The sequence below is a fragment of the Pedococcus sp. P1_H8 genome (assembly GCF_056405175.1).
On record NZ_JBFUCP010000001.1, the window covers coordinates 35,036 to 57,612 of the forward strand.

Sequence of the window (22,577 nt, forward strand, 5' to 3'; positions counted from 1 at the left end):
CGACGAGCTGGAAGGCGAGGACGGCCGGTTCGCCTTGCGGCCATGCTCATGAGTGTCTCCTGCGACGGACCACACGAGCCACTAGCACCGACGACCTGACGAGCACCCACCCGACCGCCAGCGTCAGGACCTCACTGTCCCGGGCTGGCTCGTGCCCCTGGACCAGCGGCGCCAGGACGGCAACAGTCAGGATGATCACGAGCACCAGCGCCTCAGTGCGCAGCTCCTTGCGAGTTGGCATGACGTCCCCTCTCAGGACCTACAGGTCTTGTAGTACGAATCGTATGCCGGCAGCGACGCCGCTCCACCCGTTGCCGGGATCCTGGCCTTGTAGCACTTCTTGAGTCGGATGGCGGCGTTCACGGTGCTTTTCACGTCGTCCTTGACCAGCAGGTATATCGCGCCACAGGTGATCTTGGCGGTGGCCGTGGGAATGAAGCCGCACAGCAGGCCCGGGATCTGGCTCGAGTTGGTGTCCATGAAGTTCTTGAGCTGCCACGTCTCTGACCAGGACATCTCGACGTAATAGACCGGCGTGTAGTACCACCAGCCCGCCGCGACCCACGGATCCATGACTATCGGGAACGCCGCCCCCTCGGTCTCCACGACCTGGCGCAACGAGCGGCCCTCGACGACGAAGCGCGTCTTCAGGAAATGGCCCTTTGCGTCGGCCGCCCACGGACGCTCAACCTGGCCCTGCCTGACCCCGTCTTCGTTCTTGATCTCCAGGGTGCCGTCGGTGGCCGCAGCCATCGTCCAGTCCTCGGGGATGACGTTCTCGAACACGCCGTCCGTGCGCCCCTGCGGGAGCACTGCGACCAGCCTCAGCCCGACGCCGTCGGCCTGAGCCCACGTCCGCAGGCCTCTGGCAGGCGCAATTGCCTGGCCGCCCTTGTTCAGCCCGGCGGTCGGCACGCTCTCACCGAGCTGGCCAGTCTGCGCCACGACCATGGCGGCCGCGCGGTCTGGCGCCTCCGCTCCGATGGCGGGCGCGCTCACGCCGGACCCGAGCCCGACTGACACGATGACGAGACCGATGATGCGCTTCATGCAACTCCCCCTTTGACGCCCGCCGGTCGGACGCGCTTGAGGAACATAGATGCCTATGCCGGTCTGTGACGATGACTGAGCGTGACTGACTAGATCACTACCGAACCGTTATCGATGACGTGCTCGTTGAGAGGGGTGCGGCGCGGTCGGATGGCGAGACCCCCGTTGGGCGACTGAGCTCCGTCGATAGTGTGGCGAGGTGCCCGACCTGACCGCGCAGACGCTGCTCGTGACCATCTCCGGTGAAGACCGGCCGGGCGTCACCAGCACGTTCTTCGACGCCATCGCGGACGTCGGGGCGGAGGTCCTCGACCTCGAGCAGGTGGTGGTCCGGGGACACCTGACCCTGGCGATGCTGCTGGCGGCGGGTGACGCCGAGGAGCGGCTGTGGTCGGTCCTGACGTCGGTGGGTCGCGACCTCGACCTCAAGGTCAAGATCAAGGTCGGCACCGGCGACAGCGTGCGCAGGCGCACCGGACGGGCTGCCGTCGTCGTCCTCGGGGCACCCCTGCGGGCCAGTGGCGTCGCCGCCATCACCGCGCGCATCGCCTCGCACGGCGCCAACATCGACCGGATCCGACGGCTGTCGCGCTATCCGGTCACCACGGTCGAGTTCGACGTGTCGGGCGCGGACGTCGACCGGCTGCGACGTGAGCTCGCCCTCGAGTCCAGCGTCCACGGCCTCGACATCGCCGTCGCCGCCGGTGGGCTGGCGCGCCGCGGCCGACGTCTCGTCGTCATGGACGTCGACTCGACCCTGATCCAGGACGAGGTCATCGAGCTGCTCGCCAGCCATGCCGGTCGTGAGGCCGAGGTGGCGGCAGTCACGGCCGCCGCCATGCGCGGCGAGCTCGACTTCGCCGAGAGCCTGCGCGAGCGCGTTGCCGCCCTGGAGGGCCTGCCCGTGAGCGTCCTTGACGACGTCCGCGCCGCCGTCCAGTTCACGCCCGGTGCCCGCACCCTCGTCCGGACCCTGAAACGACTCGGCTTCAGCGTGGCCATCGTGTCGGGGGGTTTCATCGAGATCGTCGAGGACCTCGCTCGTGAACTCGGCATCGACCACGCCCACGCCAACCGGCTGGAGGTGCGCGACGGCCTACTCACCGGGCGCCTGGTCGGGGAGATCGTGGATCGCGCCGGCAAGGCCGCGGCATTGCGCCGCTTCGCTGCGGAAGCGGGACTGCCGCTCTCGCGGACCGTGGCCATCGGTGACGGCGCCAACGACCTCGACATGCTGCAGGCGGCCGGCCTCGGTGTCGCGTTCAACGCCAAGCCCGTGGTGCGCGAGCAGGCCGACACGGCCGTCAACGTGCCCTACCTCGACGCGGTGCTCTACCTGCTCGGGATCACCCGTGAGGAGATCGAGGAGGCGGACGAGGCTGACGGCACGCCGACCCCCGCTCCGCCGATCCCCACCCCCTGACTCCTAGGCTGACGCAATGGCAAGCACGCAGGTCCGCAAGGTCCGCAAGGTCCCCACCCTGTTCATCATCGGCGGAGCGGAGGACCGGGTCGGCAAGGCAACGGTGCTGCGACGGTTCGTCCGGCTCGCTGGGGGCAGGAGAGCGCGGATCGTGCTGATCCCCACCGCGTCGTCGTTCGAGGAAGAGGTCGTCGCCTCCTACCGCGAGGTGTTCACCCGTCTGGGAGCCCCGGACATCGACGTCGTGAACCCCCCGAACCGTGCCTCCGCCAACGACGCCGACCTGGTCGCCCTGCTCGACCAGGCGACCGGCATCTTCATGAGCGGAGGGAGCCAGCTCAAGCTGAGCCAGCGGTTCCCGGGCACACCGCTCGGGGACGCCCTCGCCCGGGCCCACGACCGCGGCGCCGTCATCGGCGGGACCTCCGCAGGAGCCTCGATCATGAGCCAGTTCATGATCTCGATGGGCGAGGAGGGCGTGACTCCCCGCCAGCGTTACGGCCAGCTGACGGCCGGGCTCGGCCTGATCGACGGCGTCATCATCGACCAGCACTTCGCCCAGCGGTCCCGGTACGGCCGGCTCATGTCCATGGTCGCCGCATCGCCCAACCTCATTGGTGTCGGCATCGACGAGGACACCGCGATCGAGGTGCGCGACCGGCGTACCTTCACCGTCCACGGCAGTGGTGTCGCGTTCGTCCTCGACTGCCGCGCCGCAGACTCCGACGCCCCTGACGCCCGCAGGGGCGCCCCCTTGATGGTCTCGGGCGCTGTGGTGCATTCCCTCCCGGCAGGCGCTACGTTCGACCTCTCCGAGGTTCGCCTCGTCGACTTCGTCGAGAAGCACCCCGATGTCGCGGTGGCCCTCGCAACGGCCAAGGCCTGACCCACCGCCTCGCACTGCCCGACCCGCAAGGAGATCCCATGGCAGATCGCCCCACCCCCACTGGTCCCCCCGCACCCGAGCTCTCGATCGTCGAGTCCCGGGTCTACCGCGGCGGGAACATCTGGTCGTACAGCCCGGCGATCCACCTCGTCGTGGACCTGGGGGTGCTCGAGGCCTACCCGACCGACACGCTGGCCGGGTTCACCGACCGGCTCGTCGAGCTCCTGCCCAACCTCGAGAACCACACCTGCTCACGCGGTGTGAAGGGCGGCTTCATCGAGCGAATGCGCGAAGGCACCTGGCTCGGACACGTCGCCGAGCACGTCTCGCTCCAGCTCCAGCAGGAGGCCGGGCACGACCTGCGCCGCGGCAAGACGCGCGCGGTCAAGGGACAGACGGGGGTCTACAACGTCATCTACGACTACGCCGACGAGGCCGTCGGCCTGGCCGCGGGCGTGCTCGCCGTGCGGCTGGTCAACCACCTCGTGCAGGCCGAGGAGGGTTTCGACTTCTCCGAGGAGCTGGACCTCTTTCTGCGACGTGCTCAGCGGACGGCGTTCGGCCCGTCCACAGGGGCGATCCTCGAGGAGGCCATCTCGCGCGACATCCCCTACATCCGGCTCAACGCGGCGTCGTTCGTGCAGCTCGGACAGGGCGTCCACGCCCAGCGGATCCGGGCGACGATGACCTCCAAGACCGGCGCCCTGGCCGTCGACATCGCCGGCGACAAGGACATGACCACCCGACTGCTGGGTTCTGCCGGGCTCCCGGTGCCCAAGCAGGAGACCGTTCGCACGGCCGACGGCGCCGTGTCCGCCGCCAAGCGGATCGGCTACCCCGTGGTCGTCAAGCCACTGGACGGCAACCACGGTCGTGGCGTGTGCCTCGACCTGACCACCGAGGAGCAGGTCCGCGCGAGCTTCGACATCGCGGAGGGCGAGTCGCGACGTGGCTACGTCATCGTCGAGTCGCTCGTCACGGGTCGCGACTACCGGTGCCTCATCGTCGGCGGCAAGATGCAGGCCATCGCCGAGCGCGTGCCCGCCCACGTCATCGGCGACGGCAGCCACACGGTCGCCGAGCTCGTGGAGATCACCAACGCCGACCCACGCCGTGGTGTCGGCCACGAGAAGGTGCTCACCCGGATCAAGGTCGACGACGCAGCCACGGCACTCGTGCGAGACCAGGGCTTCGAGCTCGACGGCGTGCCGCCGAAGGACCAGATGGTCAAGCTGGCCCTCACGGGCAACATGTCCACCGGTGGCATCTCGGTCGACCGGACCTTCGACGCGCACCCCGACAACGTCGAGATCGCCGAAGAGGCCGCCCGCATGATCGGCCTCGACGTGGCCGGCATCGACTTCATCTGTCCGGACATCGCCTCCCCCGTCCGCGAGACCGGGGGCGCCATCTGCGAGGTCAACGCAGCCCCGGGATTCCGCATGCACACCCACCCGACCGTCGGCGAGCCACAGTTCATCGCCAAACCGGTCGTCGACCTGCTCTTCCCGCCCGGTTCCCCTTCGCGGGTGCCGATCGTGGCCGTCACGGGGACCAACGGCAAGACCACCACCTCGCGGATGATCGCCCACATCTTCAAGGGCATCGGACGCAAGGTGGGCATGACCTCGACCGACGGCATCGTCATCGACGAGCGCCTCGTCTACAAGGCAGATGCCTCCGGTCCCCGGTCGGCGCGGATGGTCCTGCAGAACCCGCGTGTCGACTTCGCCGTCATGGAGGTCGCCCGCGGAGGCATCCTGCGCGAGGGACTCGGCTATGACCGCAACGATGTCGCGGTCGTGACCAACGTCGCTCCCGACCACCTGGGCATGAAGGGCATCGACACCCTGGCCCAGCTCGCCGACGTCAAGGCCGTCGTCGTGGAAGCGGTGCCCCGCAACGGATTTGCCGTGTTGAATGCCGACGACGAGCTCGTTCGCAAGATGCGACGCAAGTGCTCCGGCGGCATCGTGTGGTTCTCGCTGCAGCCCCCAGGCAGCAAGGTCCGCGAGTTCATCGAGGATTACTGCCGCCGTGGCGGCCGCGCCGTCGTCCTCGACCACACCGACCGCGGCGACATGATCGTCATCAAGCACGGCCGTCGCTCGATGCAGCTCGCGTGGACCCACCTTTTGCCCTCCACGTTCGGCGGCACGGCGAAGTTCAACGTCGCCAACGCCATGGCCGCGGCTGGCGCGGCCTTCGCCGCCGGTGCCGGGCTCCACGAGATCCGTCAGGGACTGCGGACCTTCACCACGAGCTACTACCTCTCCCCCGGTCGGATGAACCTCGTCAACGTGCACAACGTTGACGTGTTCGTCGACTACTGCCACAACGCGCCCGGCATGCGGGTGCTCGGCGAGTTCGTGGAGAGCTATGCCGACCAGAAGGCCGGCCAGTCCGACCTCGGCAAGGTGTCGCGCATCGGCATGGTGTCGACGGCCGGTGACCGTCGCGACGACGACATGCGCGAGCTGGGCGCCCTGGCGGCTCGCCACTTCGACGTCGTGGTCGTCCGTGAGGACGAGCGCAAGCGGGGCCGCCCCGCCGGCCAGACGGCAGACCTCATCGCCGAGGGCGCGAAGGGCGAGATCGGCAAGGAGGGCGTGCGCTGCCGGCAGGTGGAGACTGTCCTCAACGAGGTCGACGCCGTGCGGCACTGCATGGCGCGAGCCAACCCCGGCGATGTCGTGGTGCTTTGCGTCGACCAGCACGCCGAGGTGCTCGGTGAGCTGGAGTCGATGACCAAGCACGCCCAGGCCGGGGCCCACAACAAGGAGGGCATCGGCGACCCCGATCTCGATCCGGTCGAGATGCAGTCCGAGGCCCAGCAGTCGGGAGACGACGCGGCCGCTGCCGAGGCCTCCGAGGTCGAGCCGGCCACCACCGGCTGAGTCTCCTCAGCGCTCGCGCAGCTCCGCGGCATACGCCGAGAGCGCACGCTGGTAGGCGAGGGCGTCGTCGTCGCCCGCGTGGTGCAGCAGCACCTCGATGAGGTCGGCGACCGACGACTCGGCGTGCCCGCTGTCGACCCCGGCCAGGGCACGGAACGCCTCGACGGCCACGCTGCCCGGCCGCTCCGCGCTCAGCTCGGTGAGCAGCGAGTAGGCCAGCTCTGGCTGCCCGGCAACGCGCAGGCTCGACGCCAGCTGGATGCGCGCCCGGTGGCGCTGCGGCTCGCGCAGGCCCGAGGCGAGGGACTCGCGGTAGAGCGGGATGGCGTCCTGCTCCTTGCCTGCCGCGTCGAGCGCGCTGGCGTGCTCGAACACCAGCCGCGGGTCGGACGGGCGCTGGCTGCGCAGGAGGGCGATGGAGTCGATGCGTGCCTGGTCGTCGGCGAGCTCCCACAACCCGGCGATCTCGCCCTCGAACTCGTGCTCCCCCCGTGCCGCGACCACCTTGCTGCGGATGTCGTCGGCCGTGTCGGGCGTGGCGCCCTGCTGGGCGAGCCAGGAGGCGACCTGCGCGCGTTCGGCGTGGCACATCAGCGCCACGACGTCGCCGTCGGCTGCGCCGGGCACCAGCGCCTGCAGGCCGGCGAGCTCGGTGTCGTACGACTCGATGTCGGACACTCCAGCCCTCGCCAGGCCAGTGCGCAGGTGCGACTCGAGCTCCTCCATGGTGCGCCCACGCAGGTAGTGCGCCTTGTGTGCCGCGACGATCCGATCTGCTCGCAGGCCCGCGACCTCACCGATCGACTCGAGCAGGTCGTCGGTGCGGTCCCCGGCGAGACCCAACCCGAGGTGCACCTGACCTCCGGGGACCTTCAGGCCATGGGCGACGTCCATGAGGGCTTCGAGTCCGGCTTCGTTGTGGGCCAGGTCGACGATGACCGTGATGGCCGTCCTGTCGCCACGCCGCAGCGTGTAGGTGTTCATCCGACCGGGGTTCAGCTTGTCGTCGGGCGCGAAGGTGCGCAGCCCTTCGACCACGGCCTCGCGCGGCAGGCCCAGTCCGAGGGCGGCGGCCGCGCCGGCGAGGGCGTTGGCGATGTTGTGCTCGGAGAGCCCGGACAGCGTTGCGGGGACATCGAGGATGCTGACCAGCCGGTCGGGGTCCTGGCCGTTCTCCAGGACTGTGATGGAGCCGTCGAGCACCGTGATCGCGCGGCCACCGCTGTCGAGCGACTCGCGGATCGCGGGAGCGTCGGACCGCAGGGTGAACACCCATGGCCGGGCCTTGATCCCGTTGCGCATCGCCCACACGCGCGGGTCCTCACCGTTGAGCACGACCCAGCCTCGGGGCTTGGTGGCCTTGGTGACGATCGCCTTGACCTCCGCCAGCTGGTCGACGGTGTCGATGCCCTGGAGGCCGAGGTGGTCGGCAGAGACGTTCGTGACGACGCTGACGTCGTTGGCGCTCACCCCCATCCCCTTGAGCAGCATGCCGCCCCGGGCCGTCTCGAGGATGCCGAGCTCGACGCCGGGGGCCGACAGGACGCCCCGTGCACCGGCGGGACCGGAGTAGTCGCCGGCCTCGACCACCTCGCCCTGCACGACGATGCCGTCGGTGGACGACCAGGCCGTGCGCAGCCCGGCGGTCATCCCGATGTGGCCCAGCAGTCGGGTGGTCGTGGTCTTGCCGTTGGTGCCGGTGATCGACGCCACCGGGATGCGCGGCTTGAGGAGTGCTGGCCGCTCCCCTGGCTCGGTCTGCCCGATGACCAGGCCCTCGTGGTCGATGACGTCGCCGCCCTCGAGCCAGGCCCGCAGGACCGGACCCACTCCCAGGCCCAGCGCGCGCGCCCGGGTGCGGCGGCGCCATACGAAGGCCATCACGACACTGGCGGGCGCGCTGCCCGGACGGACCCGCACACCCAACCGGGTCGTCCCACTCGCCGTGGCGAGCAGGCGGACAGCGCGCTCGACCAGGCGCATCACGAAGCGCTGGCGCTGCTCGGTGCCGGGGGCGCCGGGACGGGCGCTACGCATCCCGATGCGGGCAGCGAGAGCCGCGAGGGTGCTCTCGTCGGCGGCGAGGTAGCCGGGCAGCTCGAGGCTGACCTTGATCGCGGGCTTGGCGAAGTAGAGGTTGGGGCCCTCGAGCACCCGCACCTCCGTCACGGCGACAGCGGGTGCCGAAACAGGCTCGGAGGCCGACCCCGAGGCCGACCCCGAGCCGGGCTCCGAAACGGACTCGGAAGCGGGCGCAGCGGCGGGCTCAGACGTCATGCAACGAGCCTAGTAGCGGCTGGGCGGGCCGCCAGCAGCGGCGGTCACTGCCCCATCGCGTGGACGCCGCCGTCGACGTGGACGATCTCGCCCGTCGTCGCCGGGAACCAGTCCGACATCAGCGCAGCACAGGCCTGGGCCGCCGGAACGGCGTTGTTGACGTCCCACCCGAGGGGGGCCCGCGTGTTCCAGGTGTCCTCGAAGGTCTGGAATCCCGGGATGGACTTGGCGGCCGTGGTGCGGATCGGGCCAGCCGCGACGAGGTTGCAGCGGATGCCCTTGGGGCCGAGGTCGCGGGCGAGGTAGCGGTTGGTCGACTCGAAGGCGGCCTTGGCGACGCCCATCCAGTCGTAGACCGGCCAGGCGAACTTGGCGTCGAAGGTCAGGCCGACCACGCTGCCGCCGGCGCTCATCAGTGGGAGCGCAGCAACGGCAAGGGACTTCAGCGAGTAGGCCGAGGCGTGCATCGCCGTCGAGACGTCCTCGAAGGTGCCCTCCATGAAGTTGAAGGCGCCCTGGGGGGCGAACCCGATCGAGTGGAGCACCCCGTCGAGGCGGTCGACATGCTCGCCCAGGCGCCCGGCGAGGCTGTCGAGGTCCTCCGGGTTGGTCACGTCGAGCTCGATGACCGGCGGGGTCGTCGGCAACCGCTTCGCGATCGTCTGGGTGATCTTGAAGGTGCGGCCGAACGACGTGAGCACCACCTCCGCACCCTGCTCCTGCGCGATCTTGGCGACGTGGAACGCGATCGAGGAGTCCATGAGGACTCCGGTGATCAGGAGCTTCTTGCCCTCGAGCAGCATGTCTGGTGCCTTTCGCTGGGGAGTGTTTCGAGTGGTCGGGGTGCGTCGCGGGTGGGTTCCGTGGTGCGGAAACCTCAGTGGCCCATGCCCAGCCCACCGTCGACCGGGATCACCGCGCCGGTGATGTATGCCGCGTCGTCACCGGCGAGGAAGCGCACCGCTGCGGCGACCTCCTCCGGCTGGGCGAACCGGCCGGCGGGGATCGTGGCCTGGTAGGCCTTCTTGCGGTCCTCGGGCAGCTCGGCGGTCATGTCGGTCTCGATGAAACCGGGCGCGACGACGTTGGCGGTGATCCCGCGGCCGCCCAGCTCGCGCGAGATGGACCGGGCGAGGCCGACGAGCCCGGCCTTGCTCGCCGAGTAGTTGGTCTGTCCGGGCGAGCCGTAGAGCCCGACGACGCTGGAGATGAAGATGATCCGACCCTTGCGTTGCTTGATCATCCCCTTCACCGCTCGACGCGCGCAGCGGAAGGCTCCGGCGAGGTTGGTGTCGATGACCGCGTCGAAGTCCTCGTCGGTCATCCGCATCAGCAGGCCGTCGCGGGTGACCCCGGCGTTGGCCACGAGCACCTCCACGGGGCCGCCCCAGATCGCTTCCGCCTCGGTGAAGGCCTGGTCGACCGACGCGGAGTCGGTCACCTCGCAGCGCACCCCCTGAAGCCCCTCGGGCGGCTCCCCCGAGCGGTGCGTGATCACGACGTTGTCGCCCGCCTCGGCCAATGCCGTGGCGATGGACAGGCCGATCCCGCGGTTGCCTCCGGTGACCAGCACGTTGCGGCCTGCCATGGATGTCCTCCGTGTGTCTCGGGCGGTGCGTCCGGCGGGCGCGCACCCGCGCTGCGCCTCCGGTCGCGACCTTATCGACTACCCATGGGTACACCGCATCCGGTGGCGCCTATCGTGGACATGTGCCGCACGTCCACCGCCACCACCACGACGAGCCCGTCGTGCAGTCGGTGACGTCCGTGCCGGAGTCACTGGCCGAGGAGCAGGCAGGGCGGATCCGCCGCTACCTGATCACCATGGGCATCCGCACCGCGTGCTTCATCGGGGCAGCGGTGACCGCGACGCAGGGCGCTCCGTGGTGGCTGTGGGGCAGCCTGGCGGTTGCCGCGATCGTGCTGCCCTACGTGGCCGTGGTTCTCGCGAACGCCGTGGGGCCGCGCCGGCAGGGGTCGTCGGCACCGGTGACCCCACGTGGCGACGGCCCCGAGCAGATCGACCGTTGATGGACTCGCTGGTCTGCAGTGCCAAGGCGTGCCGCAACGCCGCGACGTGGGCACACCTGTGGAACAACCCCAAGCTCCACGCGGCCGACCGCCGCAAGGTCTGGCTGGCCTGCGACGACCACCGGACCTCGCTCGGTGAGTTCTTGTCGATCCGCGGTTTCCTCGTCGAAACCGTCCCCGCCGACGCGATCCCCGAGACCGCCGGCTGAGCACGCCGTCCCGCCGGTCGAGACGGGCCGTGCTGAAACCGGCCTAACCGCCGATCGCGGACATGGGGCGGTCGGGCTGGACGAAGTCCGCGGTGCCGATGCCGTGCCCGGGGGCCTTGCGCCACATCTCGCCCTGGATGAGGGCGGCCAGCTCGTCGTCGCTGGCACCGGCTCGCAGCGGCCCGAGCAGGTCGGTCTCCTTCTGTGAGAACAGGCAGTTGCGCACCTGGCCGTCGGCCGTCAGCCGGGTGCGGTCGCAGGCGGCGCAGAACGGGGCGCTGACGCTGGCGATGATGCCGACCGTGACGGGTCCCCCGTTGACGAGGAAGCGCTCGGCAGGGGCGCTGCCGCGGTCGGCCGCCGGCAGTGCAGTCAGCTCGAACCGCTCCCCGAGCCGCTCTCGGATCTCCTCCGAGCTGATCATGGTGGAGGCGTCCCAGCCGTGCTGGGCGTCGAGCGGCATCTGCTCGATGAAGCGCAGCTCGTAGCCTCGGTCGAGGCACCACTGGAGCAGGTCGGCGACCGAGTGGTCGTTGATGCCCCGCATGGCAACCGCGTTGACCTTCACTGGTACCAACCCCGCGGCAGCGGCTGCCTTGAGGCCCAGCTCGACGTCGTGGAGGCGGTCGCGCCGGGTGAGGTCGGCGAACTCCTGCGGGTCGACCGTGTCGAGGCTGACGTTGACCCGGTCCAGGCCCGCGTCGGCCAGCGGTTGGGCGAGACGGTCGAGTCCGATGCCGTTGGTGGTCATGGCGATCTTGGGCCGCGGCTCGAGGGCGGCAACCCGCCGCACGACGTCGACGAGTGACCGGCGCAGCAGCGGCTCGCCTCCGGTCAGCCGAATCTGCTGGACCCCCAGAGCGACGAACACCCCGATCACACGCACGAGCTCGTCGTCAGTGAGCATGTCGGGCTTGGCCAGCCACGGCAGTCCCTCGGCCGGCATGCAGTAGCGACATCGCAGGTTGCAGCGGTCGGTCACCGAGACGCGCAGGTCGCGAGCCACCCGGCCGAGCTGGTCCGGCAGGCCGACGGTCCCCTCGGGGGCACGGCTCTCAGCGCGCACACTGGGGAAAGGAAGGCCCGTCATGGTCTCTAGCCTAAGCCGGGTACCGTGAAGCAGTGGTCAAGGTGCTCACATCGCGTCGGTGGCTGGGTGCCTTTGGGGTCGCCCTGGCCTTTGCGGTGGCCGCGTACTTCCTCGGCCAGTGGCAGTGGCACCGCTACGAGGCCAAGGCTGCGCGGGCCGAACGCATCCACGCGCACTACGACGCCAGGCCCCGGCCAGTGACCGAGGTGCTGAGCCCCGCGCCCATGGCCCTCTCGGAGGAGTGGACTCGCGTCACCATGCAGGGCCGGTATGCCGCGGACAAGACGTTGCTGGTCCGCAACCGTCCGTTCGACGGCACCTACGGCTACGAGGTGCTGGTCCCCTTCGTCGACACCTCGGGTGCGACGGTGCTCGTCGACCGTGGCTGGGTGATGAACGCCAAGACCGCCGAGACCCTGCCGGACGTGGTTCCCTCGCCGACAGGGACGGTCACGGTGACCGGCTGGCTGCGCCGGTCGGAGCCCTCACTGGGCAAGAGCCTGCCAGCGGGCCAGGTCGCGAGCATCAACCTGGCCGAGGCGAGCCGGCAGGTGGGAGCGCAGCTGCTCGGCGCGTACGTCGTGCTCGAAGTCGAGCGGATGCCCGACGGCACCGCACCGAGGCGGCCCACCGCACTGGAACCACCGGACACGGACCTGGGACCGCACCAGGCCTATGCGTTCCAGTGGTGGTTCGCGATGGTGGCAGGGTTCGTGCTGGTCTGGTTCGGTGCCCGCCGCGAGTACCTCGAGGGAGACGACGCGCCTGAGCAAGCGTCCCGCACACGGCCCAAAAAGGTCCGCATCTGGGACGAGGAGGACGCCTGAGCGCTCCCGCCCTCAGGCGGGGACGTCGCTGCTGCGGATGTTGCGGGTTTCCTGGTCGGCGAACTGCGTGGTGTAGAGGTCGTTGTAGAGGCCACCGCGCGCGATGAGCTCGCGGTGGGTGCCGCGCTCGACGATGCGCCCCTCGTCGACGACGAGGATCTGGTCCGCGCCCCGAACCGTGGACAGCCGGTGTGCGATCACGATGGCCGTGCGGCCCTCCAGGGCGGTGTCGAGGGCCCGCTGGACGGCCGCCTCGGACTCGCTGTCGAGGTGGGCGGTGGCCTCGTCGAGGACGATCAACCCAGGCCCCTTGAGCAGCAGGCGCGCCAGGGCCAGGCGTTGCTTCTCGCCGCCGGACAACCGGTGGCCCCGGTCGCCCACGACCGTGTCCAGCCCCTCCGGGAGGGAGCCCACCAGCGACCACACCTGGGCTGCCTTGAGAGCCGCCACGAGCTCGTCGTCGGTGGCGTTCGGCGCGGCGTACGTCAGGTTGGCACGGATGGTGTCGTGGAACAGGTGGGCTTCCTGGGTGACCATCCCCACCGTCTGCGCGACCGACTCCAGGGTGGCCCCGCGCAGGTCGACGCCGTTGATCCGCACGGCTCCGGTGGAGGGGTCGTAGAGGCGGGCGATGAGGGACGTGATCGTCGACTTGCCTGCCCCACTGGGACCCACCAGGGCAACCAGCTGCCCCGGCTGCGCCTCGAAGGTGATGTCGCGAAGGACGACCCCGCCACCCTTGCGGTCACCGGCGGCAACGCTCTCCAGCGAGGCGAGTGACACCTCGTCCGCCGAGGGGTAGCGGAACGCCACGCCGTCGACCTCGACCCGGACGGGCCCGGCGGGCAGCGGTCGGGCATCCGCACGCTCGGTCACCAAGGGCTGCAGGTCGAGCACCTCGAAGACGCGCTCGAACGACACGAGCGCCGTCATCACGTCGACGCGCACGTTGGACAGCGAGGTGAGCGGTCCGTAGAGCCGAGCCAGCAGGGCGGTGAGGGCGAGCAGCGTGCCCACGGTGAGGCTGCCGCTGACGGCCATCAGGCCGCCGAAGCCGTAGACCATGGCCGTCGCCAAGGAGGCCACGAGCGTCAGCGCGACGAAGAAGATGCTGCGGTTCATCGAGATCCGCACGCCCATGTCGCGGACGCCAGCCGCCTGCGCGGCGTACTCGCGGTCCTCGCGGCGGGGTTCTCCGAACAGCTTGACCAACAAGGCGCCTGCCACGTTGAACCGCTCGGTCATCCGCGAACCGAGGTCGGCGTTGAGGCCCATCTGCGCGTGGGCGAGCCCGGCGAGGCGCCTGCCCATCAGCCGCGCGGGCAGGAGGAAGAACGGCACCAGGGCAAGCGACGCCAGGGTCAGCTGCCAGGACAGCGTGGCCATGGTCACGATGATCAGGACGAGTGACACGACGTTGCTCACCACGCTGGAAAGAACCGAGGTGAAGGCCTGCTGGGCGCCGATGACGTCGCTGTTGAGGCGACTCACCAGGGCTCCCGTCTGGGCCCGGGTGAAGAAGGCGATGGGTTGCCTCAGCACGTGCGAGAAGACCTGGACGCGCAGGGAGTAGATCAGGCCCTCGCCGATCCGGCTGGAGTACCAGCGCTCCAGGAGGGCCAGCCCGCCACTGACCACGGCGAGAGCGGCCACGACGAGGGCGAGCTCGATGACGACGCCTCGGTCACGCGGGGTGATGCCCTTGTCGATCAGCTCCTTGAGCAGGAGCGGCGTGGCGACGACGAGCGCCGAGTCGATGATCACCAGGACGAGGAAGAGACCGATCTCGCGCCTGAACGGCTGCGCGTAGGACCCGACCCGTTTGGCAGTGCCGGGTGCCAGCTTGCGGTCCTTGACGGAGTCGTCGCGGGTCAGCGAACGCATGGCCATCCAGCCCGAGTGGCTCAAGAGACGTCTCCTCTGCTCATGGCGGTGGAACACCGTGCTCGCGACGGCGCATTCCCCATCATGGCGTCAGCCACCGACATTGCGCCGAGCGCGGAACGCCGTAGACGTCGGCGTCGCACACGGCAATGCAGGTGGACGTCGGCGTGGTTCAGCGCGACAGCAGCCCGGCCAGGCCGTGCAACAACCGTCCCTGGGCCTCGCGTTCGCGACGCAGCTGGGTGTCGCGATCGGCCGACGCCGCGCTGTGCAGCAACGGTTTCAGCTCACGCAGCGCGGCTTCAGGAGCGGCCAGGAGGGCGGCCACCAGGTCGGCCGTGGTGGCCTGGAGGGCTTCTACCGGGACGGCGACGTTGGCCAGCCCGATCGCGACGGCCTCGGGCGCGCCCACGAAGCGGCCCGTGGCGCAGATCTCGAGCGCCCGCGCCACACCCACGAGCGACACCAGGGTCGTCGTGCCGGCCAGGTCCGGCACCAGGCCGAGCGAGGTCTCCCTCATGGCGAACTGCACGTCGTCGGCCACGACCCGCAGGTCCGCCGCCAGGGCCAGCTGGAACCCGGCACCGATCGCGTGCCCCTGGACGGCGGCCACGACGACCGCCGGCACCGTTGCCCAGACCGAGAACCCGCGCTGGAAGTCCTCGATGACCTCAGCGGCGGCCTCGGCACTGCCGGCCGCCATCGCGACCATGTCGACCTCGCCGGGGACTCCCCCGGGCGCGAGCATGCCCCGATCGAGTCCTGCGGAGAAGGAGGGCCCCTCGCCGCGCAGCACGACCACTCGGACGGAAGGGTCGAGGTCAGCCGCCACGGCGGCCAGGGCCGCCCACAGGCTGGGCGTCTGGGCATTGCGCCGGACCGCGTTGTCGAGGCTCACCGTGAGGACGGCGCCGTCGCGCGTGACGGTCAGGTGCGGGTGGGGCTTGGCTGCATCGCTCACGCGGGCAGGCTATCCGCCCTCTCCAGGACGCTGTCCGCCCGTTCCAGGACGAGGTGCGCCACCGCCGACGTCTGGGCCAGCGCCCCGGCCACCATCGACACCCCGGCCCGGCCGCAGTGCTGTGCCATCCGGTCACGCAGGATCCCCTCGGCGACCATGAACGACACCACCACTGTCCGGTCAACCTCGTCGGGGAGCCGTCGCAACACCTGGTCGATGCTCGACCCGCCCTCGAGCGCGGCGACGCTCCACGGACCCCACCCCTCGCGCGGGTGTTCGGCGAGGGTGCGTCCAACGGTGGCGACGGCATCGCTGTCACTGGAACCCGCGGCATACAGGAGCACGGCGGTGGTGGGGTCGGGCGAAATCCCTTGTGCCGCAAGCAGTTCTTCGGCTGCATCGAGGAGCAGCTCGTGCGGGCCGAGGGGGGAGGCGAGGGACACCCGTGAGCCGGACGCCTGCGTCAGGTCGTCGACGGCGGTGGGCACGTCGACCTTGGCATGGAACGCGGGAGTGAGCAGCACCGGCACCACGACTGCGTGCGTGCCGAGGGCGACTCCCGCCTCCTTGGGGCTGGGCGGGTGGTGGTCGAGGTATGCCGTGTGGACCGGCCGGTGCGGAACCAGCGCGCGGACGTGCGTGGCGAGGGCTTCGACGCCCTGGGCGTGCCGCGGGTCCGGCGACCCGTGCGCGAGCAGGACGATGTCGGGTTCGGTGGTCACCCGCGTGACGCTACTCCCCCGACAGGTCGCCGAGCCGGTCCCGCAGGCTGACGACCTGGCCCACCACCACGACCGCGGGGGCCTGCACCCCGGCCGCGACCGCGTCGCGGGCGGCATCGGCCAAGGTGGTCGTGGTCGTGCGCTGTTCGGGGGTCCAGCCGCGTTCCACCAGCGCCACCGGAGTGTCGGAGGGGCGGCCGGCCGCGATCAGGGCCGCGGCGGTCTCGGCAAGCCGGGTGACGCCCATGAGCAGCACGAGAGTGGCGTCGGGAGCGGCGTCGGCCGCTGCGGCCAACACGTGCTCGGCTCCTTCGTGGGCAGAGGCCACGACGAACGACGCGGCGATCCCCCGGTGCGTCACCGGGATGCCTGCGGCCGCGGGCACCGACACCGCGGAGGTCACTCCCGGCACGACTTCGACCGGGACGCCGTGCTCGATGCAGTGGAGGGCCTCCTCGCCGCCACGGCCGAGCACGAACGGGTCGCCGCCCTTGAGGCGCACCACCCGCTTGCCCAGCTGGGCGTGGTGGACCAGGAGCTCGTTGATGCGGGACTGGCTGACGGGGTGGTGGCCCGGGGTCTTGCCGACGTCGATGACCTCGACGTCTGCCCCCACGGTGCCGAGCAGCCCGCGCGGTCCCAGCCGGTCGGTCACGATCACGTCGGCAGCCGCCAGCAGGGCGCGACCACGAACCGTGATGAGGTCATCGGCCCCGGGCCCACCACCGACGAGGGCCACCCGGCCGACTGCAGCGGGCGCGCCAGCCTCCGGGCTGTCGCGCCGGACCCGGCGCACCGGGAGGGTGCCGCTGTCGAGAGCGGCCATGACGGCGTCGCGGACCGCGGTGGCGCGACGCGGGTCGCCACCGGCGCTGACCGCCACGACGAGCCCGTCACTGGCCTTGCCCGCGCCGCCCCTCGCCACAGCGGGGGTCCACGCCGAGGAGGCCTCCGCGGCGTCGGCGCGCACGCACCAGATGCGTGCCGCGTCGGCCTCACGCGCGACCTGGGCGTCGACGAGCGGGTCGCCGGTCGCGGTGTGCACGAGCCACGCGGGCTCGGGCTCGAGGAGGTCGCCGGCGACGTAGTCGCGCTGCTGCCAGGCGATCCGGCCAGCAGCGACCGAGGCCGCCAGGTCCTCGCAGACGAACGGCGCGATGAGGTCCACCGCTGCGCCGGCCTCGAGAAGTCCGGCAGCGCGGCGGGCCGCCACCGGCCCACCCCCGACGACGACCACCCGACGCCCCGTCAGATCGAGCGTGAGGGGGTAGGTGGGCGACGTCATCAGATGCCCTCTCCGACGTTCCGGTCAGGGGCGTCGGCCATGCCCGCAGCCAGCGTCGAGCCATCGGCCTCGTCGATCAGCAGGAAGGAACCGGTGCGGCGCAATGCGCGGTAGTCGTCGACGGCGATGTCGTCGGCGAGGCGGATGCGCACCCGACCGATGGCGTTGAGCGCCAGGCCGTCAGGCGCAGCCCGGTGCTCCATCGTCGCGATGTCGAGCTGGTCCACGATGTCATCGACCATGGCACGCACCGTGCGGGTGCCGACCCGCAGCAGCACGCGGTCACGCTGCCGCAGCGGGCGTTCGGACAGGACCGCGACGGTGCCTGCGAGGTTGCGAGTCGTCAAGCTGGGTTCGTCGGCAGTGGCCAGCAGGTCGCCGCGGGAGACGTCGATGTCGTCGGTGAGCCGCAGCACGACCGACTGGGGGGCGAAGGCCACCTCGAGCGACTCGAGGGATCCGTCCCCGCGGGCCCGGTCGATGCCGGCCACGGTGGTGCGGCCTCCGCCGGGCAGGACGATGATCTCGTCGCCCGGGCGGACCACACCGGAAGCCAGCCGACCGGCATACCCGCGGTAGTCGTGGTGCTCGGCGCTCTGGGGGCGGATGACGTACTGGACCGGCATGCGCAGGGGCTGCGCCGAGGGGTCGGTGCCGACCGGCACCGACTCGAGGTGCTCGAGCAGCGTAGGGCCGGTGTACCAGGCGGCGCGGTCCGAGCGGTCCACGACGTTGTCGCCGAACAGGGCGGAGACCGGCACGGCCGCGACGTCCTCGATCCCGAAACGCGTTGCATGGCGGCCGAACTCGGCGACGATGTCGTCGAACCGCTGCTGCGACCAGTCGACCAGGTCCATCTTGTTGACGGCAACCGCGACGTGACGCACACCCAGCAGTCCCGTGACCGCGAGATGACGCCGCGTCTGCTCGACGACGCCGTGCCGCGCGTCGATGAGGATGAGGGCCAGCTCGGCGGTCGAGGCTCCCGTGACCATGTTGCGGGTGTACTGAACGTGGCCGGGGGTGTCGGCGAGGACGTAGGACCGGGTCGCCGTCGAGAAGTAGCGGTAGGCCACGTCGATGGTGATGCCCTGCTCGCGCTCGGCCCGCAGGCCGTCGGTGAGCAGCGCGAGGTCTGCGGCGTCCAGGCCCCGCTCCCGACTGACCCGCTCGACCGCGTCGAGCTGGTCGGCCAGCACCGACTTGGTGTCGTAGAGCAGTCGCCCGACGAGGGTCGACTTGCCGTCGTCCACCGAGCCGGCCGTCGCCAGCCTCAGCAGGTCGTGGCGGCGCGCGGGGGCGGACGGGTCCTCGATGGTGGTCACTGGTGTCTGTGCTTGGGTCGTCGCCATCAGAAGTACCCCTGCTTCTTGCGGTCCTCCATGGCGGCCTCGGACATCCGGTCGTCGGCGCGCGTGGCACCCCGCTCGGTGAGCCGGGAGGCCGCCAGCTCGAGGATCACGCCCGCCACGTCGGCGGCGTCGGAGTCGACCGCACCGGTGCAGCTCATGTCGCCGACCGTGCGGTAGCGAACCGTCCGATTCTCGACCCGCTCGGAGCTCTTCGGTCCACCCCACTCTCCGGGGGCCAGCCACATCCCGTCGCGGGCGAAGACCTCACGCTCGTGGGCGTAGTAGAGGTCGGGCAGCGCGATGCCCTCACGCTCGATGTAGCGCCAGACGTCCAGCTCGGTCCAGTTCGACAGCGGGAAGACGCGCACGTGCTCACCCACCGCGTGCTTGCCGTTGTAGAGGTCCCACAGCTCCGGGCGCTGGCGGCGCGGGTCCCAGGCCCCGAAGGAGTCACGCAGGCTGAACACGCGCTCCTTGGCGCGGGCCTTCTCCTCGTCGCGTCGCCCGCCTCCGAAGACGGCGTCGAACTTGCCCGCCTCGATGGCGTCGAGCAGCGGGACCGTCTGCAGCGGGTTGCGGGTGCCGTCGGCGCGCTCGCGCAGCCGGCCGTCGTCGATGTAGTCCTGGACGTGGGCCACCACGAGCCGCACACCGAGCCGCTCGACCGTGCTGTCTCGGTAGTCGAGCACCTCGGGGAAGTTGTGCCCGGTGTCGACGTGCAGCAGCGCAAAGGGCAGCGCCGCCGGAGCGAAGGCCTTGAGCGCGAGGTGCACCATCACGACCGAGTCCTTGCCACCGGAGAAGAGGATCACCGGGCGCTCGAACTCCCCCGCGACCTCGCGGAAGATGTGGATCGCCTCGGACTCGAGGTGGTCGAGGTGGTCGAGGGTGAACTCAGCGGGCAGCGCCCGCGCGGCGGTCGTCGTCGTCATGTGTGCAGCCCGCATTCGGTCTTGTCCTTGCCGGCCCAGCGGCCGGCCCTGGCATCCTCGCCCTCGGCGACGGGGCGGGTGCAGGGGGCGCAGCCGATCGACGCGTAGCCCTCCTGCCGCAGCGGGTTGAGGAACACCCCGTGCTCGTCGACGTAGCGGTCGACGTCGTCGTCGCTCCACCCCGCGATCGGGTTGAGCTTGACCATCCCGCGCTTGTCGTCCCAGCCGACGATGCCGATGTCGGTGCGCGTCGGCGCGTCCACCCGACGCATGCCGGTCACCCAGGCCTGGTGCGTCGAGAGCGCCCGGTTGAGCGGCTCGACCTTGCGCATGGCGCAGCACTGGTCGGGAGCGCGGTCGTGCAGCTTCTCGCCGTACTTCGCGTCCTGCTGGGCCACGGTGAGCAGCGGGAGGATGGTGCGGATGGTGATGGGCAGCATGGCTTCGTAGGCGTCGCGCGTGCCCAGCGTCTCGGCGAAGTGGTAGCCGGTGTCGAGGAAGAACACGTCGGCGCCGGGGATCGTGGTGCCGACCAGGTGCACGAGCACCTCGTCTCCCATCGACGACGCGACCGTGAGGTGCTCACCGAACGTCTCCTGCGCCCAGCGCAGGGACTCACGGGCCAGCTCCACGCGATGCTCGTATGCCGCGTCGGCAGACCCCTCGTCGCTGCTCGCCTCGAGCGCAGCGAACCGTGCACCGCCTTCGTCGGCCAGTGCGCGCAGCGCGTCGGCCGGCCGGGTGTCTTCGGTGACGGCGGTCATGGCTTTCCTCCCTGGAGCTCGGCTTCCTCCCGGAGGCGGCCCGGGATGCGGGTGGTGTCGAGGGCGGCCAGCTGGACGGTGAACACCCGCGCGCAGGCGTTGCAACGCCAGCCGCCCCGGGGCTCTTCCACCGGACGCAGGTCCTCTTCGGCGCAGAACGGGCAGTAGTAGATGACGCTGGCGCGCGGCTCGTCACTCATCGGAGGTCGTCCTCCTCGGCGCGATGGGCCCAGTGCGCGAACGACTCGTCGCCCGCTCGCTGCGAGACGAACCGTCCTGCGAGCCGCTCGACGTACTCGGGCAGGTCCTCGGCGCGCACCTTGAGGGCACGGGTCTTCCGGGCCAGCTGCGGCTCGGTGCCGAGCCCGCCGCCCAGGTGGACCTGGAAGATCTCGACGAGGTTGCCGTCGTCGTCGGTCTGGACCATGCCCTTGAGGCCGACATCGGCGACCTGGGTGCGGGCGCAGGAGTTGGGGCAGCCGTTGATGTGGATCGAGAACGGCACGTCGAAGTCGGGCAGCCGTCGCTCCATCTCGGCGATGACCGTGTGGGCGCGGGCCTTGGTCTCCACCAGGGCCAGCTTGCAGAACTCGATGCCGGTGCAGGCCATCAGGCCACGTCGCCACTCGCTGGGGGCGGTGGGGAGGCCGAGGTCGTCCAGGCCGGCGGTCAGCGCCGCGACCTCACCCTCGGGGACGTCGAGCACGAGCAGCTTCTGGTGGGCGGTGAGCCGCACGCGACCGGAGCCGTGCCGCGAAGCCAGCTCCGCCACGGCATACAAGGTGGTGCCGCTCACGCGGCCGGCGATGGGGGCGACCCCGACCCAGAAGCTGCCGTCCTGCTGGGCGTGCACGCCGACGTGGTCGCGACGGTGCACGGAAGGCGGGGGCGGGGCAGGGCCGTCGGCGAGGGTGCGGTCGAGGTACTCGGTCTCGAGGACCTCGCGGAACTTCTCCGGTCCCCAGTCCGCCATCAGGAACTTCAGCCGGGCCCGGTTGCGCAGCCGGCGGTAGCCATGGTCGCGGAAGATCGAGACGACGCCCTTCCAGACCTCGGGCACCTCGTCGAGCGAGACCCACACGCCGAGGCGCTGGGCGAACATCGGGTTGGTGGACAGTCCCCCGCCGACCCACACGTCGAACCCGGGACCGTGCTCGGGGTGCTGGACACCGACGAACGAGATGTCGTTGACCTCGTGGGCGACGTCCAGGCTCGGGCTGCCGGAGATGGCGGTCTTGAACTTGCGCGGCAGGTTGGAGAACTCGGGGCTGCCGATGTAGCGCTCGAGGATCTCGCGCACGGCCGGGGTCCCGTCGAGCACCTCGTCGGCGGCGATGCCGGCCACCGGGGAGCCCAGGATGACGCGAGGGGTGTCGCCGCAGGCCTCGGCGGTGGTCAGGCCGACTGCCTCAAGGCGCTTCCAGATCTCGGGGACGTCCTCGACCCGTATCCAGTGCAGCTGGATGTTCTGCCGGTCGGTGATGTCGGCCGTGTCACGGGCGAACTCGGTGCTGATCTGGGCGATCGTGCGGAGCTGGTCGCCGTCGAGAGCACCGCCGTCGCTGCGGACCCGGAGCATGAAGAACTCGGCGTCGAGCTCGCTGGGGTCCAGGGTGGCGGTCTTGCCGCCGTCGATCCCGGGCCGCCGCTGGGTGTAGAGCCCCCACCAGCGCATCCGCCCCCGCAGGTCCTCTCCCGAGATGGAGGCGAATCCCTCCTTGGAGTAGACGTCCTCGATCCGGGCTCGCACGTTGAGGCCGTCATCGGCCTGCTTGAACTCCTCGTTGGCGTTCAGCGGCGTGCGGTCGCCGTCGGCCCAGGCGCCAGTGGCCTTGCCTGCCTGCCGCTGGGGGCGCGTGGGGGTCTGCGTCACCCAACCATTGTGCCAATCCTGTTATGGATTGCATAACCGTCCATTATTCGACCGCAATCCCCACCAAACCTGTGGGTATGCCGTGCGGTCACCATCCGCCCCGAAAGCTGGGAT

The 22,577-nt window shown here is 70.6% G+C and carries 21 protein-coding genes; 6 read left to right on the forward strand and 15 right to left on the reverse strand.

What is annotated here, in order from left to right; genetic code table 11:
- Positions 1-46: 46 nt before the first annotated feature.
- A complete protein-coding gene (locus tag AC1DYG_RS00200) occupies positions 47-241 on the reverse strand; it encodes a hypothetical protein (protein ID WP_477637892.1) in 195 nt (64 codons plus the stop codon).
- 11 nt (positions 242-252) lie between these two features.
- A complete protein-coding gene (locus AC1DYG_RS00205; RefSeq protein WP_477637893.1) occupies positions 253-1,050 on the reverse strand; it encodes a hypothetical protein in 798 nt (265 codons plus the stop codon).
- 199 nt (positions 1,051-1,249) lie between these two features.
- Here AC1DYG_RS00205 and serB point away from each other — a divergent pair, with 199 nt between their 5' ends.
- The 3 genes from serB to cphA are packed head-to-tail and all read left to right on the forward strand — an operon-like array spanning position 1,250 to position 6,256.
- Positions 1,250-2,473, forward strand: coding sequence for a phosphoserine phosphatase SerB (serB, locus tag AC1DYG_RS00210; RefSeq protein ID WP_477637894.1), 1,224 nt, complete (start codon positions 1,250-1,252; stop codon positions 2,471-2,473).
- Positions 2,474-2,489: 16 nt separating this feature from the next.
- On the forward strand, positions 2,490-3,359 hold the full coding sequence (locus AC1DYG_RS00215; protein WP_477637895.1) for a cyanophycinase: 870 nt from the start codon (positions 2,490-2,492) through the stop codon (positions 3,357-3,359).
- Between the two features lie 38 nt (positions 3,360-3,397).
- Complete coding sequence (cphA, locus tag AC1DYG_RS00220) at positions 3,398-6,256, forward strand: cyanophycin synthetase (RefSeq protein WP_477637896.1); 2,859 nt, start codon at positions 3,398-3,400, stop codon at positions 6,254-6,256.
- A gap of 6 nt (positions 6,257-6,262) precedes the next feature.
- Here cphA and AC1DYG_RS00225 read toward each other — a convergent pair whose 3' ends face one another.
- The 3 genes from AC1DYG_RS00225 to fabG all read right to left on the reverse strand — a co-directional run bounded on the left by AC1DYG_RS00225 (position 6,263) and on the right by fabG (position 10,121).
- Positions 6,263-8,533: a tetratricopeptide repeat protein gene (locus AC1DYG_RS00225; protein WP_477637897.1), complete on the reverse strand. Its 2,271-nt coding sequence runs from the start codon at positions 8,531-8,533 to the stop codon at positions 6,263-6,265.
- Between the two features lie 44 nt (positions 8,534-8,577).
- On the reverse strand, positions 8,578-9,336 hold the full coding sequence (fabI, locus tag AC1DYG_RS00230; protein ID WP_477637898.1) for an enoyl-ACP reductase FabI: 759 nt from the start codon (positions 9,334-9,336) through the stop codon (positions 8,578-8,580).
- 74 nt (positions 9,337-9,410) lie between these two features.
- The gene (gene fabG / locus AC1DYG_RS00235; RefSeq protein ID WP_477637899.1) at positions 9,411-10,121 is read right to left on the reverse strand and encodes a 3-oxoacyl-[acyl-carrier-protein] reductase; all 711 of its coding nucleotides are present in this window, start codon (positions 10,119-10,121) and stop codon (positions 9,411-9,413) included.
- 122 nt (positions 10,122-10,243) lie between these two features.
- On the opposite strand from fabG, the gene AC1DYG_RS00240 reads away from it, so the two are divergent.
- Together AC1DYG_RS00240 and AC1DYG_RS00245 are read left to right on the forward strand one after the other, a co-directional pair.
- The gene (locus AC1DYG_RS00240; RefSeq protein WP_477637900.1) at positions 10,244-10,564 is read left to right on the forward strand and encodes a DUF3099 domain-containing protein; all 321 of its coding nucleotides are present in this window, start codon (positions 10,244-10,246) and stop codon (positions 10,562-10,564) included.
- Positions 10,564-10,773: a hypothetical protein gene (locus AC1DYG_RS00245; protein ID WP_477637901.1), complete on the forward strand. Its 210-nt coding sequence runs from the start codon at positions 10,564-10,566 to the stop codon at positions 10,771-10,773. Before AC1DYG_RS00240 ends, AC1DYG_RS00245 begins: the two co-directional genes overlap by 1 nt.
- 43 nt (positions 10,774-10,816) lie before the next feature.
- Here the strand turns inward: AC1DYG_RS00245 and moaA are convergent, their stop codons facing one another.
- On the reverse strand, positions 10,817-11,863 hold the full coding sequence (gene moaA, locus AC1DYG_RS00250; protein WP_477637902.1) for a GTP 3',8-cyclase MoaA: 1,047 nt from the start codon (positions 11,861-11,863) through the stop codon (positions 10,817-10,819).
- Positions 11,864-11,895: 32 nt separating this feature from the next.
- Here moaA and AC1DYG_RS00255 point away from each other — a divergent pair, with 32 nt between their 5' ends.
- A complete protein-coding gene (locus AC1DYG_RS00255; RefSeq protein ID WP_477637903.1) occupies positions 11,896-12,690 on the forward strand; it encodes an SURF1 family cytochrome oxidase biogenesis protein in 795 nt (264 codons plus the stop codon).
- A gap of 12 nt (positions 12,691-12,702) precedes the next feature.
- Here AC1DYG_RS00255 and AC1DYG_RS00260 read toward each other — a convergent pair whose 3' ends face one another.
- The 9 genes from AC1DYG_RS00260 to AC1DYG_RS00300 all read right to left on the reverse strand — a co-directional run bounded on the left by AC1DYG_RS00260 (position 12,703) and on the right by AC1DYG_RS00300 (position 22,463).
- Positions 12,703-14,580: an ABC transporter ATP-binding protein gene (locus tag AC1DYG_RS00260; RefSeq protein ID WP_477638213.1), complete on the reverse strand. Its 1,878-nt coding sequence runs from the start codon at positions 14,578-14,580 to the stop codon at positions 12,703-12,705.
- Between the two features lie 166 nt (positions 14,581-14,746).
- Positions 14,747-15,535 (reverse strand): enoyl-CoA hydratase/isomerase family protein, encoded by a 789-nt coding sequence (locus AC1DYG_RS00265; protein ID WP_477637904.1) that lies wholly within the window; start codon positions 15,533-15,535, stop codon positions 14,747-14,749.
- The gene (locus AC1DYG_RS00270; protein WP_477637905.1) at positions 15,532-16,257 is read right to left on the reverse strand and encodes a sirohydrochlorin chelatase; all 726 of its coding nucleotides are present in this window, start codon (positions 16,255-16,257) and stop codon (positions 15,532-15,534) included. The genes AC1DYG_RS00265 and AC1DYG_RS00270 overlap by 4 nt, the downstream gene beginning before the upstream one ends.
- Before the next feature lie 10 nt (positions 16,258-16,267).
- A complete protein-coding gene (cobA, locus tag AC1DYG_RS00275) occupies positions 16,268-17,542 on the reverse strand; it encodes a uroporphyrinogen-III C-methyltransferase (protein ID WP_477637906.1) in 1,275 nt (424 codons plus the stop codon).
- Complete coding sequence (locus tag AC1DYG_RS00280; protein WP_477637907.1) at positions 17,542-18,894, reverse strand: sulfate adenylyltransferase subunit 1; 1,353 nt, start codon at positions 18,892-18,894, stop codon at positions 17,542-17,544. Before AC1DYG_RS00280 ends, cobA begins: the two co-directional genes overlap by 1 nt.
- Positions 18,894-19,826 (reverse strand): sulfate adenylyltransferase subunit CysD, encoded by a 933-nt coding sequence (gene cysD / locus AC1DYG_RS00285; protein ID WP_477637908.1) that lies wholly within the window; start codon positions 19,824-19,826, stop codon positions 18,894-18,896. Before cysD ends, AC1DYG_RS00280 begins: the two co-directional genes overlap by 1 nt.
- Positions 19,823-20,590 carry a phosphoadenylyl-sulfate reductase gene (locus tag AC1DYG_RS00290; protein WP_477637909.1) on the reverse strand — a complete coding sequence of 256 codons (768 nt, stop codon included), beginning with the start codon at positions 20,588-20,590 and terminating at the stop codon, positions 19,823-19,825. The genes cysD and AC1DYG_RS00290 overlap by 4 nt, the downstream gene beginning before the upstream one ends.
- Positions 20,587-20,790: a hypothetical protein gene (locus tag AC1DYG_RS00295; RefSeq protein ID WP_477637910.1), complete on the reverse strand. Its 204-nt coding sequence runs from the start codon at positions 20,788-20,790 to the stop codon at positions 20,587-20,589. The genes AC1DYG_RS00290 and AC1DYG_RS00295 overlap by 4 nt, the downstream gene beginning before the upstream one ends.
- Complete coding sequence (locus tag AC1DYG_RS00300) at positions 20,787-22,463, reverse strand: nitrite/sulfite reductase (RefSeq protein WP_477637911.1); 1,677 nt, start codon at positions 22,461-22,463, stop codon at positions 20,787-20,789. The genes AC1DYG_RS00295 and AC1DYG_RS00300 overlap by 4 nt, the downstream gene beginning before the upstream one ends.
- Positions 22,464-22,577: the final 114 nt, after the last annotated feature.